Genomic DNA, 13,860 nt, shown 5'->3' with positions numbered 1-13,860 from the left:
TTACCTTGTCTTGCATAGACGGAGGCCACATTACTGGCTGCGCGTTCGCAAACGGAACAATGCATGGCAGACCATCGATGTAGGTACAAAAACGATTCATTATTACCTCAGCCAACCTGCTTGGTCGGGCTGTGGTAGATATCAGCGAACATGTCAGCCATGGCTTCTTCGCTGGGTTCTTCCTGCATTTGCACGCTGACAGCGCGACTGACCAACTGATGACGGCGCGGCAGATGAAGATCATCCGGAATCCGCGGACCATCGGTCAGGTACGCCACCGGCAGCTCATGACTGATGGCGAGGCTCAACACCTCGCCCAGGCTTGCCGTTTCATCCAGTTTAGTCAGGATGCAGCCGGCGAGCCCGCAACGCTTGTAACTATGATAAGCGGCCGTTAGAACCTGTTTCTGGCTGGTGGTTGCCAGAACCAGATAATTTTTCGAGCGGATGCCCCGACCGGCCAGGCTTTCGAGCTGCATGCGCAGGGCCGGGTCGCTGGCCTGCAGGCCGGCGGTATCGATCAGCACCACGCGCTTGCGCAGCAAGGGTTCCAGCGCCTGCACCAGGGACTGGCCCGGATCGACGTGGGTCACCGGCACATTGAGGATGCGCCCCAGGGTCTTGAGCTGCTCCTGGGCGCCGATGCGGAAGCTGTCCATGCTCACCAGGGCAATGTTGTTCGCGCCGTACTTGAGCACGTAACGCGCAGCCAGCTTGGCCAGGGTGGTGGTCTTGCCCATGCCGGCAGGGCCGACCATGGCGATCACACCGCCCTCTTCCAGCGGCTCGACTTCCGGGGTAGCGATCATCCGCGCCAGGTGCGCCAGCAACATGCGCCAGGCCTGACGCGGCTCTTCGATGTCGGTGATCAGCGCCAGCAGGTCGCGCGACAGCGGGCCGGACAGGCCGATGCGTTGCAGGCGACGCCAGAGGTTGGCCTGGTCCGGACGGCTGCCTTGCAGCTGGTTCCAGGCCAGGGAGCCGAGTTGTACTTCCATGAGTTCGCGCAGGCTGTTGAGCTCGAAGCGCATCGAGTCGAACGCGCGCGGGTCCACGCCGCCGGCTGCCGGCGCTGCGGCCGGTGCCGGGCGACGGGGTTCGGCGTACGTCGGTTCGATCAGCGGCTCGGCGGCGGTCAGCGGCAAGCCGGCGAACAACTGGCGATTGGTGCTCTTGTCGCTCTCGCCATCGCTGCGCAGGCTCAATTCGGCCTGGGCGGTGACGATCCGCGACTGAGTCTTGCGCAGCTCGTCTTCGAGCTCCATGTTCGGAACACGCGGCGCCAGCGCCGACAATTTGTAATCCAGCGCAGCCGTCAGCTCGACACCACCAGCAATGCGCCGGTTGCCAATAATGGCGGCATCAGCGCCCAGCTCATCACGAACCAGCTTCATGGCCTGACGCATATCGGCGGCGAAAAAACGCTTAACTTGCATAAACCACTACCTCAGCCGTTGGGCCCTACTGTCGCAACGATGGTCACTTGCTTGTTGTCAGGGATTTCCTGGTAAGCCAACACGTGCAAACCCGGGACTGCGAGCCGTCCAAATCGCGAAAGCATCGCGCGAACCGGACCGGCCACCAGCAGAATCACCGGCTGACCTTGCATCTCCTGGCGCTGCGCCGCGTCGATCAGCGAGCGCTGCAGCTTCTCAGCCATGCTTGGCTCCAGCAGAACGCCCTCTTCAGAGCCTTGTCCTGCCTTCTGCAGACTATTGAGCAATATCTGTTCCAACCTTGGCTCCAGCGTGATAACTGGCAGCTCCGACTCAGTGCCTACAATGCTTTGGACTATTGCACGGGATACGCCAACCCGCACGGCAGCCACCAGCGCGGCGGTATCTTGACTCTTGGCGGCATTGTTGGCGATCGCCTCGGCAATGCTGCGGATATCGCGCACAGGCACCTGTTCGGCCAACAGCGCTTGCAGCACCTTGAGCAGCTGCGACAGCGAAACCACGCCCGGCACCAGCTCCTCGGCCAGCTTTGGCGAGCTTTTGGCCAGCAATTGCATGAGTTGCTGCACTTCTTCGTGACCGATCAGTTCACTGGAATGCTTGTAGAGTATCTGGTTCAAGTGGGTGGCCACCACTGTACTGGCATCGACCACGGTATATCCGAGCGATTGTGCCTGGGCGCGCTGGCTGATTTCGATCCAGACCGCCTCCAGGCCGAAAGCCGGATCTTTGGCGGTAATGCCGTTGAGCGTGCCGTAGACCTGCCCCGGGTTGATCGCCAGCTCGCGGTCCGGGTAAATCTCCGCTTCGGCCAGGATCACGCCCATGAGGGTCAGGCGATAGGCACTTGGCGCCAGGTCGAGGTTGTCGCGGATATGCACGGTCGGCATCAGGAAGCCCAGATCCTGGGACAGCTTCTTGCGCACCCCCTTGATCCGCGCCAGCAACTGGCCGCCCTGGTTGCGGTCCACCAAAGGAATCAGGCGATAACCCACTTCCAGGCCGATCATGTCGATCGGCGTCACGTCATCCCAGCCAAGCTCCTTGGTTTCCTGGGCGCGGGCCGGCGACGGCAGCAGTTCCTGCTGGCGCTTGACCTCTTGCAGGGCCTGCACCTTGGCGACGTTCTGCTTCTTCCAGAACAGGTAGGCGCCACCGGCCGCCATGGCCGCCATGCTGAGAAACGAGAAGTGCGGCATACCGGGCACCAGGCCCATGACCGCCATCAGGCCTGCCGCCACCGCCAGCGCCTTGGGCGAAGCGAACATCTGCCGATTGATCTGCTTGCCCATGTCTTCCGAACCGGAAGCACGGGTCACCATGATCGCCGCCGCTGTCGATAACAACAGTGATGGCAATTGCGCCACCAAACCGTCACCGATGGTCAGCAGCGCATACACCTTGCCGGCGTCGCCGAAGGTCATGCCGTGCTGGAAGATACCGACCGCCATGCCGCCGATCAGGTTGATGAACAGGATCAACAGGCCGGCGATGGCGTCACCCCGGACGAATTTGCTGGCACCGTCCATGGAGCCGTAGAACTCGGCCTCCTGGGCCACTTCCGAGCGGCGCGCCTTGGCCTGGGCCTGATCGATCAGGCCGGCGTTGAGGTCGGCGTCGATCGCCATTTGCTTGCCGGGCATCGCATCGAGGGTGAAACGCGCGCTCACCTCGGAAATCCGCCCCGCACCCTTGGTCACCACGACGAAGTTGATGATCATCAAGATCGCGAAGACCACGATACCGACCACGTAGTTACCGCCGATCACCACCTCGCCGAACGCCTGGATCACCTTGCCGGCCGCCGCATGACCGTCCTGGCCGTGAAGCATCACCACCCGCGTGGAGGCCACGTTCAACGCCAGGCGCAACAGCGTCGCCACCAGCAGAATGGTCGGGAACACCGCGAAATCCAGCGGGCGCAAGGCGTAGACGCACACCAGCAGCACGACGATGGACAGGGCAATGTTGAAGGTGAAGAACACGTCGAGCAGGAACGGCGGCACCGGCAACATCATCATCGCCAGCATGACCAGCAACAACAGCGGCACGCCCAGATTGCCCCGACTGAGGTCGGCGACGTTTGTGCGAGCTGTGTTGATTAACTGAGAGCGATCCACCGGTTTTCCCCGTTCCTTTAAAGCAAACTTTTGACGCCTGAAGCAGGCGCAGAGCGGCTACTGCAAGAAGCTTTCCAACTTTTGCGGCAGGAGAAATAGAGTGTTTTTTCAGGGGGATATGCATCGCCTGGACTGACGCCTTCGCGGGCAAGCCGCGCTCCCACAAGTTATCGCCGAACCTGTGGGAGCTGGCTTGCCAGCGAAGGGGCCATCAGCAGCAGCGCAAAACTCAGGAATCGCGGCGCAGATCCGGCGGAATCGGCAGGTCATCCTTGAGCGGATCCGGCCGCTTGCCCTTGCCCGCCCGGTACTGGCGGATCTGGTAGACGTAAGCCAGTACCTGGGCAACCGCCAGATAGAGCCCGCCGGGGATTTCCTGCTCCAGTTCGGTGGAGTAGTAGATCGAACGCGCCAGCGCCGGCGACTCCAGCAGCAGGATCTCGTTGGCCGCCGCGATCTCGCGGATCTTCAGGGCCAGGAAGTCGCTGCCCTTGGCCAGCAACACCGGCGCATTGCCCTTCTCCGGGTCGTACTTGAGGGCCACGGCGTAGTGCGTCGGGTTGGTGATGACCACGTCGGCCTCGGGAATCGCCGCCATCATCCGCCGTTGGGACATTTCGCGCTGCAGCTGTCGAATCCGCTGCTTGACCTCCGGCCGCCCATCCTGGTCCTTGTGCTCGTCACGCACTTCCTGCTTGGTCATCAACAGTTTCTTGTGGCTTTCCCAGAGTTGCACCGGCACGTCCACCACGGCGATGAGGATCAACCCGCACGCCATCCACAGGGTGCTCCAGCCCACCACTTGCAGGCTATGGATGATTGCCATGTCCAGGGGCTCATGGGCAATGCGCAGCAGGTCGTCGATGTCCGACGACAACACCGCCAGCGCCACGAACAGGATGATGATGAATTTGGCCAGGGCCTTGATCAGCTCCACCAGCGATTTGGTCGAGAACATGCGCTTGAGCCCGGGACCGGGGTTCAAGCGGCTGAACTTGGGCGCCATGGAGCTCGCCGCGAACAGCCAGCCGCCCAGGGAAATCGGACCGATGATGGCGGCCAGCACCAGGGTGATCATCACCGGCTGGATCGACCACAGGGCAATTTGCCCCGAGCGCATCAGGTAGGTGGCCATGGAGCGCTGATCCAGGATCACTTCGCGCGGCAGCGAGAAGTTGAGACGCATCAGCTCCATCATGTCCTGCGCCATGGCCCCGCCGAAAATCAGCAACGCCGAGGCACCGACGAGCATGATCGCCAGGGTGTTGAGCTCCTTGGAGCGCGCTACCTCACCCTTTTCACGGGAGTCCTGCTTGCGCTTCTCCGTGGGGTCTTCTGTTTTGTCCTGACCGCTTTCGCTCTCAGCCATGACTCAGCTCGCCCGTGCCATATCGCGCAACAACTGCAAGGCTTCGGTGGCCAGCGGTTGGTACTGATTGAGGATGTCCGCCAGCCCGACCCAGACGATAAACAGCCCCAGGACCAGGATCAGCGGGAAGCCGACCGAGAAAATGTTCAACTGCGGCGCCGCGCGGGTCATGACGCCAAACGCGATGTTGACCACCAGCAGCGCGGTGATCGCCGGCAGCACCAGCAACAACGCCGAACCGAGCACCCAGCCAAGCTTGCCGGCCAGCTCCCAGTAGTGATTGACCATCAGGCCGCCGCCTACCGGCAGCGTGGTGAAGCTCTCGGTGAGGATCTCGAACACCACCAGATGACCGTTCATGGACAGGAACAGCAGCGTCACCAGCATGGTGAAGAATTGCCCGATCACCGCCGTCGATACGCCGTTGGCCGGGTCGATCATCGAGGCGAAGCCCATGCCCATCTGGATCGCGACGATCTGCCCGGCGACCACAAAGGCCTGGAAGAACAGCTGCAGGGAAAAACCCATCACCGCGCCGATGAGGATTTGCTCGGCGATCAGCAGCAGCCCGCTCAAGTCCAGCGGATTGACCGGAGGCATCGGTGGCAGGCCCGGCGCGATGACCACGGTAATGGCCAGGGCGAAATACAGGCGGATGCGCCGCGGCAGCAGGGTCGTGCCGAATACCGGCATGACCATCAGCAAGGAGCCGACGCGAAACAGCGGCAACATGAATGTCGCCACCCAGGTGCTGATCTGGGTATCGGTCAGCGCAAGCAGTGACATGGCTTAGCCGATGACCTGGGGAATGCTGCCGTACAGCTGCAGGATATATTCCATGAAGGTCTGCACCAGCCATGGACCGCCAACGATCAGCGTCACCAGCATCACCAGCAGGCGCGGCAAAAAGCTCAGGGTCTGTTCGTTGATCTGGGTGGCGGCCTGGAACATCGCCACCAGCAGGCCCACCAGCAGACTTGGGATCACCAGCACCGCCACCATCATGGTGGTCAGCCACAGCGCTTCACGGAAAATATCGACCGCAACTTCCGGCGTCATGGCGACACACCTCCAAAGCTGCTGGCCAGCGTGCCGATGATCAGCGCCCAGCCATCCACCAGCACGAACAACATGATCTTGAACGGCAGGGAAATGATCAGCGGCGAGAGCATCATCATACCCATGGCCATCAACACACTGGCCACGACCAGGTCGATGATCAGGAATGGAATGAAGATCATGAAACCGATCTGGAACGCGGTTTTCAGCTCGGAGGTCACGAAGGCCGGCACCAGGATGGTCAAAGGCGCCTGATCCGGCGTCGCGATGTCAGTGCGCTTGGACAGGCGCATGAACAGCTCCAGATCGCTGGTGCGGGTCTGGGCGAGCATGAAATCCTTGATCGGCACCTGCGCCTTGGCCACCGCGTCCTGGGCCGTGAGCTTTTCCGCCAGATACGGCTGCAAGGCGTCCTGGTTCACCCGGTCGAACACCGGCGCCATGATGAACAGGGTCAGGAACAGCGCCATGCCGGTGAGGATCTGGTTCGACGGTGTTTGCTGCAGGCCCAGGGCCTGGCGCAGGATCGAGAAGACGATGATGATCCGGGTGAAGCTGGTCATCAGCATGACAAACGCCGGGATGAAACTCAGCGCGGTCATGATCAGCAGGATCTGCAGGCTGACCGAGTATTCCTGCGCACCCTGCGCATTGGTGCCCAGGGTGATGGCCGGGATCGACAGCGGATCGGCGGCCAATGCCAACGGCGCGGCCAGCATCAGGGCCAGCGTCAAGACGATGCGTAGCGCACCCATTACTTCTTATCCTTTTGATCTTTACCCAGCATCTCCAGCAGGCGCTGGGCAAATTCCGGCGTCGCCTTCTCGGCGCTCGGCACTTGCACCGGCTCCTTGAGGACGTGCAGCGCCGTGATGCTACCGGGGCTCAGGCCCAACAGGATCTGCTCGTTGCCGACCTGCACCAGCATCAGGCGGTCACGCGGCCCCAGCGCACGGGAGCCGACGATGTCGATCACCTGCCCCTTGCCCGCCGGACCGGCCTGCTGGACCCGGCGCAGCAACCAGGCGAGGAGGAAGATCAGCCCCAGCACCAGCAGCAAGCCGAACACCAGTTGCGTCAGCTGACCGCCCACCCCGCTGCTCACCGCCGGCGCAGCAGCCGTGGCCGCCGTGGCGACAGGTTCAGCCGCCAGCACGCTGAACGGCATTGCCAGGACAAACCCGAGAACCCTTTTCACTCAGCGCAGCTTCTTGATGCGTTCGCTCGGGCTGATCACGTCCGTCAGGCGGATGCCGAACTTCTCGTTGACCACCACCACTTCGCCGTGGGCGATGAGCGTGCCGTTGACCAGCACGTCCAGCGGCTCGCCGGCCAGGCGATCGAGCTCGATCACCGAACCCTGGTTGAGTTGCAGCAGGTTGCGGATGTTGATGTCGGTGCTGCCCACTTCCATGGAAATCGACACCGGGATATCAAGGATCACGTCCAGGTTCGGGCCTTCGAGGCTCACCGGATCGTTGTTTTTCGGCACGCTGCCGAACTCTTCCATCGGCAGGCGGTTGGACGCGGAGTTGCCGGAATCGGCAGCCAGCAAGGCGTCGATGTCGGCCTGCCCGGCATCGCCGGTTTCTTCCAGGGCCGCAGCCCACTCATCGGCCAGAGCCTGATCGTCTTGCGTACTCATAGTGTCGGTGTCCTCGGCGAGCAAAAATTCAGAATTCGGTTAATTGCGAACGGGTACGAGCGCCGGTCAGCGGCGCTCGATCGGCTCGATCACTTGCAACGCCAGGTTGCCCTTGTGCGAGCCCATCTTGACCTTGAAGGCCGGCACGCCGTTGGCGCGCATGATCATTTCTTCCGGCATGTCGACCGGGATCACATCCCCCGGCTGCATGTGCAGGATGTCGCGCAGGCGCAACTGCCGGCGGGCCACGGTCGCACCGATCGGCACATCGACGTCCAGCACGTCCTGGCGCAGGGCGTTGACCCAGCGCTCGTCCTGGTCGTCGAGGTCCGACTGGAAGCCGGCGTCGAGCATTTCGCGCACCGGCTCGATCATCGAGTACGGCATGGTCACGTGCAGGTCGCCGCCACCGCCATCGAGTTCGATGTGGAAGGTCGACACCACAATGGCTTCGCTCGGGCCGACGATGTTGGCCATGGCCGGGTTCACTTCCGAGTTGATGTACTCGAAGTTGACTTCCATGATCGCCTGCCAGGCTTCTTTCAAGTCGACGAACGCCTGCTCCAGCACCATGCGCACCACACGCAGTTCGGTCGGGGTGAATTCACGCCCTTCGATCTTGGCGTGGCGGCCGTCGCCGCCGAAGAAGTTGTCCACCAGCTTGAACACCAGCTTGGCGTCGAGGATGAACAGCGCAGTGCCGCGCAGCGGTTTGATCTTGACCAGGTTGAGGCTGGTCGGCACGTACAGCGAGTGCACGTATTCGCCGAACTTCATCACCTGCACGCCACCGACCGCCACGTCCGCCGAGCGACGCAGCATGTTGAACATGCTGATGCGGGTGTAGCGGGCGAAACGCTCGTTGATCATCTCCAGGGTCGGCATGCGTCCACGGACGATGCGATCCTGGCTGGTCAGGTCGTAGCTTTTGACGGTGCCGGGTTCGGCAGCGTTTTCGGTCTGTACCAGACCATCGTCGACGCCATGCAACAGCGCGTCGATCTCATCCTGGGACAGCAGGTCCTGCACGGCCATGTCGTGTTCCTACTGCAGTACGAAATTAGTGAAAAGCAACTGTTCGATGACCACTTTGCCGAGCTCTTTCTGCGCCACTTCCTGGACGCTGGCGGTGGCTTTCTGCCGCAGCATTTCCTGACCGACCGGCGAGGCGAGGGTCGCGAAGTCCTGCCCGGAGAACAGCATGACCAGGTTGTTGCGGATCACCGGCATATGGACCTTGAGTGCCTCCAGGTCCGCCTGGTTGCGCGCGAGCATGGTGATGCTCACTTGCATGTAGCGCTGGCGACCGTTCTGGTTGAAGTTGGCCACGAAAGCCGGTGCCATCGGTTCGAAAATCGCTGGCTGCTTACCGACCGGAGCGGTCTGCGCCTCGGCGGCGGCAGGCTTGCCCTGAGCGCTGTGCATGAAGTACCAGGTCGCGCCCACGGACACACCGATCGCCAGCAGCAGGGCCACCACGATCAGGACAATCAGCTTGAGTTTGCCTTTGGTTGCGGGTTCTTTTACTGCTGCGTCGCTCTTCGCCATGCCAATAATCCGTCACTAATCGGGTTTTCACAGTCGCACGGCAAGGCAAGAGCAAGTGTTATGCCAGAACTGTTGGGGGAGATGGAGCGACGGACTGCCAGCAATCCGGGCAACACTGCAAAACCACTGTGGGAGCGAGCTTGCTCGCGATGGCGGTGTGACAGTCAACAAAGATGTTGAACGTTATGCCGCCATCGCGAGCAAGCTCGCTCCCACAGGGTCAGGTGTTGTGTTCGTCAGGCGTAGTAATCGACCACACTGGAGCCGATTACGCTGGTGGTATTGGCAGCCACTTCAGCGACGCTTGGCGCAACGTCGTCACCGACCGAGTCGAGACGGCCACCGCTCGCATTGCTGCGACCGCTTTGCGCCTGCTGGTTTTGCCCCTGGTCTTGCGAACCGCGGGACTGGTCCGAAACGTTGACATCGACCTGCCCCATGCCCTGCTGGGCGAACATGTCGCGCAAGCGATGAACCTGGCCATCCAGCGCTTCACGCACGCCCGGATGCGCGCTCATGAAGGTGACCTGGGTCTGTTGATCGGGAACCATGCTCACCCGAATGTCCAGACGTCCAAGCTCGGCGGGCTGCAACTGGATGTCCGCCGCCTTGAGGTTGGCGCTGGACAGGTACATGACCCGGTTCACCACCTCTTCGGTCCAGCCGTTCTGGTGCATGGCGATCGGCTGGTTCACCGGCAAGGCATTGGCGGTCTTCGGCGTGGCCGCCTGGGTCAGCGCGGCCAGGCGGTTGGCGAAATCATCGACACGGGTGTCGCTGCTGGCGGACTTGAGGTCCTTCAGGCCGTCATCGATCAAGCCGCTGAAAGCCTTGTCGTCGCCCTGAGCAGTGCTGTCCTTGTCCGCCTGGACATCGAGCATGGTCGCCATGCCGGCGGCAAAGTTTTGCGTCGACGTCAGCTCACCGTCAGCCTGGGCTTGTGTCTGTGTCGATGCAGCCTTTGGCTGCGCCTGGCTGGAAGCCGATACGTGCCCGCTCTGCTCCATCGCCAGGCGTAACGCCGGCAGGGCGTCGAGCGGATCGGCCTCGGGGTCGAAGTCGCCGTCAGTGCCGGTAGGCGCCGCAACGTTTGCAGGCGCGACCGCCGCAGCAAGCGAGGCTTCAACCGCTGGCTGCACTGCATCGGCTACGGCAGGCGTTGCTGGCGCAGGCTGGGTGGTTGGCTGCAACGCAGGATCCAGCGCCGGATCGACCGGCGCGGCATCGACGACCGGAGCCGGGTCGGCATCTGACCCATCATCGCCGGCGCTCTTGTCGTCAGCCTGCACCGGTTTATCGGCAGGCAAGGATTTGCCGCCATCGGCAACCACCGGCTCATCGGCGGCAGATTTGTCTTCACCTGCGTCTTTCCTGGCGGCGACGTCCGAGGTTTTGTCGCGACCTGGCTTGACCGAGGCATCCGCCACCGCATCGGGCTTGCTTTGAGCCTGACTGGCGTAGACACGAGCGAAGCTTGCGGCCTTGTCCCCGGGCTCGGCGGCCGGCGCCGAAGGATTGGCGGAGGCGGCCTGAGTCTGGGCCTGCCTGGAGGCCTGAAGCAGAATATTCGGGGTAACGGGCATGAAACGGTCTCCGCTGCACAGGGCTCGTAAGTACAGTTGGGTCAGATAACTGCAAAGGTCGAGCCAGTTTCACTCGATAGAGACCAAAAGCAGGGCATGCTCAGATTTTTGCCGGGCAACGCTGTCGCTCGGCTTCGTATAGAGGCCGGACAGAGGCAAACTCGCGATCGATTTCGCGGACCAGTTCCTGAATGTCGTTGACGGGCAGAGTCCTGGCCTGCTGCTCAAGTTGATGGCACAGCTCGGTCAGCCTGACGGCGCCCATATTGCTGCTGCTGCCTTTGAAGCTATGGGCGGTTTCAACGAGCAGGTCGCCACTGCCAGCCGCTCTCAAGACTTCCAGGCGCTCTTCGGAGTCCGCAAGAAAGATATCGAGCAGATCCGGATAACTCTCCTCCATCACTTCCTGCAATGCACTCAGCGCGTTGCGGTCCACATGTGTCTCGTCCACTTGCTCACTCCTTGATCAAGAATGCGCGGATTATGCCAGAGCCTCCCAGATAAACTCCACGCGTGCACTTCGACCATTGTCGGTCCAGCGGGCATTACGCCCCAACTGGCGGATCAGACTGACCCCGCGTCCCGACAGGCGGATGTCTTCCAAAGGTCTTGCCATCACCCGCTCGACATCGAAACCCTTGCCGCTGTCTTCGACGTGAATGGTCAGGCAACCGCCATCGTCCGTCGGCGTCACCTGCAAATGTACCCGTACAAAGCCTTCCTGCAGCTCGCCGAGGCGGGTACTGCGCTCTTGATAATACCGCGCGAATCCCGAGGCATTGCGCTTGAGGCTCGAGTCCAGCCCCAGCACGCCATGCTCCAGCGCATTGGAATAGAGCTCCGCCAGCACACTGTAGAGCGCACCGCTTTGAGCCCGAAGGCCATGTACCTCGAGCAGCAGCTGCAACAGGTATGGCAACGGATTGAACCGCTTGAGCGTGGCCGCGCGAAACTCGAAGCTCACCGACCAGTCCAGCGGGCACGACTGGCCGCTGTCGGAGTAGACCAATGCCGGCGGCGTGATCTGCGCCGGCTCCAGCAGGCTGATTTCGACCATGCTGACATCGTCGCGCGCTTCCCCGCCAAAATCGCGGAGCGCCTGCTCGATCTCTTCGAACAGCGCATCCGCCTGACGATTGGCGGCGAATACCTGCTGCAATCGTTGCACGCCAAACAACTGTTCATTGGCGTCGCAGGTGTCGATCACCCCATCGGACAAGAGGAACACCCGGTCCCCGAGCGCCATGGGAAACACTTCGGTGCGCTCATCGAAGGATTCCGGGCTCAGCACCCCCAGAGGCAGGTGCCGCGCCGGCAAGGGGATTCGCTCGCCACTGGCCATGCAATGCAGGTAACCGTCCGGCATTCCGCCATTCCAGACCTCCACCGAACGGCGCTGAAAACTCAGGCACAGCAACGTGGCGCAGCAGAACATGTCCACCGGCAGGATGCGCTTGAGCTTGGCATTCATTTCGCGCAGGGTTTCCGCCAGGCCATAGCCCTTGGCGGTCATCCCGTAAAAGACTTCGGCCAGGGGCATGGCGCCCACGGCCGCCGGCAGACCGTGACCGGTGAAATCGCCCAGCAGTACGTGCATGTCCCCGGCCGGCGTGAACGCGGCCAGCAACAGGTCGCCGTTGAACAGCGCATAGGGCGATTGCAGATAACGGATGTTCGGCGCGGCATTCAGGCAGCCGGAGTGCGCCACCTTGTCGAAAACGGCCTTGGCCACGCGCTGCTCGTTGAGCAGGTACTCGTGATGCCGGGCGATCTGGTCACGCTGCTGCAGAACGGTGTCCTGCAAGCGCCGCAAGCGATCCATCGCCTTGATCTTGGCCGCGAGAATCACCTGGTTATAGGGTTTTGCCAGAAAGTCGTCACCGCCGACCTCCAGACAACGGGCCAGGGCCTCGCTTTCGGACAACGAGGTGAGGAAGATGATCGGCACCAGGGTTTCCCCGGCCAGGGCCTTGATTTGCCGGGCCGCCTCGAAGCCGTCCATGACCGGCATCATTGCATCCATCAACACCAGGTGCGGTTGTTGCCGGCCAAACGCCTCGACCGCCTCGGCACCGTTGGCCGCCGTCAGCACTTCATGCCCCTGGCGGCGCAGGATGCTGGACAACAGCAGGCGATCGGCGGCGCTGTCCTCGGCAATCAGGATCGTCAGCGGCTCCATGGGCTGCATGGCAATCAACTGATGTCGAACAGCTTGTCGAAGTTGGAGATGGCGAGGATTTTGCGCACGTCGGTACTGCTGTTGACCACGCGGATGTCGGAGTCGTCGCCACCGGCGTGATCGCGCAGCAAAAGCAGCATGCCCAGGGCCGAACTGTCGAGGTAAGTGGCTTCTTTGAGGTCGACCACAACCGCCGAAAGCTGTTTATCTTCGTAGGACTGACGAAATTCCTGATGCTTGGCGAAATCGAAACGGCCCTTGATCGAAATCGTCAGCTTTTGCCCATCCTGGGACACTTCTGTTAGGACTGACATGTCATGGCTTCCTTGTCATTGAGGAACCTGCTTGTACAAGGTTTAGCATCGGCTACAGGTTGCGGCAAGGCTGAGGGCTGCACGACCTGTGGGAGCGTGGCTAGCCCGCGAAGAACGATAACGCGCATGACCTGACTCAATACGGACTCTCACGCGGCAGGCGCTGGGACAGTTCATCCAGTAATTTCTGTTCGCGCCGGTCTTCAAGCGCCCGCGCCTCATCGGCATAGCGCTGCACCAGTTTGCGCAAGCCTTCGACCCGGGCAAAGGCCTGCTGCCAGGTTTCCCGGGCCTTGTTCAGGTTGTTTTGATGCCAGGCCAGGCTTTGCCGTTGCTGGTCAATCGCCGTGCCCAGTTGCGCAAGGAAGCCCTGATAGCCCAGCAACCATTGGCCCGAGACGCCGCCGCTGCCGCGTACGATCCATTGTTCCTGGTAGTCGAGGCGGAAGGCCTCGAGGTCGGCAAGCTTGCTTTCCGCCAGGCGAACCTGCCCTTGAAAGTGCCCCAGGCGCTGGACCGCGGTTTTCTCGGCCTTTTCGGCCATTTCCACCACCGGCGCCAGCCGCCCTGCCCGAGTCTGCGCCAT

The 13,860-nt window shown here is 61.9% G+C and carries 15 protein-coding genes; all 15 read right to left on the bottom strand.

Features of this window, described 5'->3' with window-relative positions:
• Nucleotides 1–107: 107 nt before the first annotated feature.
• Nucleotides 108–1,436, bottom strand: a complete 1,329-nt coding sequence (flhF, locus tag EI969_RS13550; protein ID WP_160388256.1) for a flagellar biosynthesis protein FlhF — start codon at nt 1,434–1,436, stop codon at nt 108–110.
• 11 nt (nt 1,437–1,447) lie between these two features.
• Nucleotides 1,448–3,577 (bottom strand): flagellar biosynthesis protein FlhA, encoded by a 2,130-nt coding sequence (flhA, locus tag EI969_RS13545; RefSeq protein ID WP_160388255.1) that lies wholly within the window; start codon nt 3,575–3,577, stop codon nt 1,448–1,450.
• 229 nt (nt 3,578–3,806) lie between these two features.
• Nucleotides 3,807–4,946: a flagellar biosynthesis protein FlhB gene (gene flhB / locus EI969_RS13540; RefSeq protein WP_160388254.1), complete on the bottom strand. Its 1,140-nt coding sequence runs from the start codon at nt 4,944–4,946 to the stop codon at nt 3,807–3,809.
• Between the two features lie 3 nt (nt 4,947–4,949).
• Nucleotides 4,950–5,732 carry a flagellar biosynthetic protein FliR gene (gene fliR, locus EI969_RS13535; protein WP_150716493.1) on the bottom strand — a complete coding sequence of 261 codons (783 nt, stop codon included), beginning with the start codon at nt 5,730–5,732 and terminating at the stop codon, nt 4,950–4,952.
• Between the two features lie 3 nt (nt 5,733–5,735).
• On the bottom strand, nt 5,736–6,005 hold the full coding sequence (gene fliQ / locus EI969_RS13530; protein WP_015096238.1) for a flagellar biosynthesis protein FliQ: 270 nt from the start codon (nt 6,003–6,005) through the stop codon (nt 5,736–5,738).
• The gene (gene fliP / locus EI969_RS13525) at nt 6,002–6,760 is read right to left on the bottom strand and encodes a flagellar type III secretion system pore protein FliP (protein WP_150716495.1); all 759 of its coding nucleotides are present in this window, start codon (nt 6,758–6,760) and stop codon (nt 6,002–6,004) included. The genes fliQ and fliP overlap by 4 nt, the downstream gene beginning before the upstream one ends.
• Complete coding sequence (gene fliO / locus EI969_RS13520) at nt 6,760–7,173, bottom strand: flagellar biosynthetic protein FliO (RefSeq protein ID WP_160388300.1); 414 nt, start codon at nt 7,171–7,173, stop codon at nt 6,760–6,762. Before fliO ends, fliP begins: the two co-directional genes overlap by 1 nt.
• A 30-nt stretch (nt 7,174–7,203) precedes the next feature.
• Entirely contained in the window at nt 7,204–7,650 is a 447-nt protein-coding gene (gene fliN, locus EI969_RS13515; protein ID WP_095944071.1) for a flagellar motor switch protein FliN, read from the bottom strand.
• Between the two features lie 66 nt (nt 7,651–7,716).
• Nucleotides 7,717–8,685 (bottom strand): flagellar motor switch protein FliM, encoded by a 969-nt coding sequence (gene fliM / locus EI969_RS13510; RefSeq protein ID WP_103394738.1) that lies wholly within the window; start codon nt 8,683–8,685, stop codon nt 7,717–7,719.
• 9 nt (nt 8,686–8,694) lie between these two features.
• Entirely contained in the window at nt 8,695–9,198 is a 504-nt protein-coding gene (gene fliL, locus EI969_RS13505) for a flagellar basal body-associated protein FliL (RefSeq protein ID WP_160388253.1), read from the bottom strand.
• A gap of 236 nt (nt 9,199–9,434) precedes the next feature.
• Complete coding sequence (locus EI969_RS13500) at nt 9,435–10,781, bottom strand: flagellar hook-length control protein FliK (RefSeq protein ID WP_160388252.1); 1,347 nt, start codon at nt 10,779–10,781, stop codon at nt 9,435–9,437.
• 100 nt (nt 10,782–10,881) lie between these two features.
• A complete protein-coding gene (locus EI969_RS13495) occupies nt 10,882–11,232 on the bottom strand; it encodes an Hpt domain-containing protein (protein ID WP_160388251.1) in 351 nt (116 codons plus the stop codon).
• Between the two features lie 30 nt (nt 11,233–11,262).
• The gene (locus tag EI969_RS13490) at nt 11,263–12,969 is read right to left on the bottom strand and encodes a fused response regulator/phosphatase (protein ID WP_160388250.1); all 1,707 of its coding nucleotides are present in this window, start codon (nt 12,967–12,969) and stop codon (nt 11,263–11,265) included.
• A 5-nt stretch (nt 12,970–12,974) separates the two neighbouring features.
• Nucleotides 12,975–13,274, bottom strand: a complete 300-nt coding sequence (locus tag EI969_RS13485) for an STAS domain-containing protein (protein WP_150716501.1) — start codon at nt 13,272–13,274, stop codon at nt 12,975–12,977.
• Between the two features lie 136 nt (nt 13,275–13,410).
• Nucleotides 13,411–13,860 (bottom strand): flagellar export protein FliJ, encoded by a 450-nt coding sequence (gene fliJ / locus EI969_RS13480; protein WP_160388249.1) that lies wholly within the window; start codon nt 13,858–13,860, stop codon nt 13,411–13,413.

Source organism: Pseudomonas sp. PB101 (assembly GCF_009764265.1).
GTDB lineage: Bacteria > Pseudomonadota > Gammaproteobacteria > Pseudomonadales > Pseudomonadaceae > Aquipseudomonas.
The sequence above is the reverse complement of the archived record's forward strand: the minus strand, read 5'-3'. Positions and strand labels throughout refer to the sequence as shown.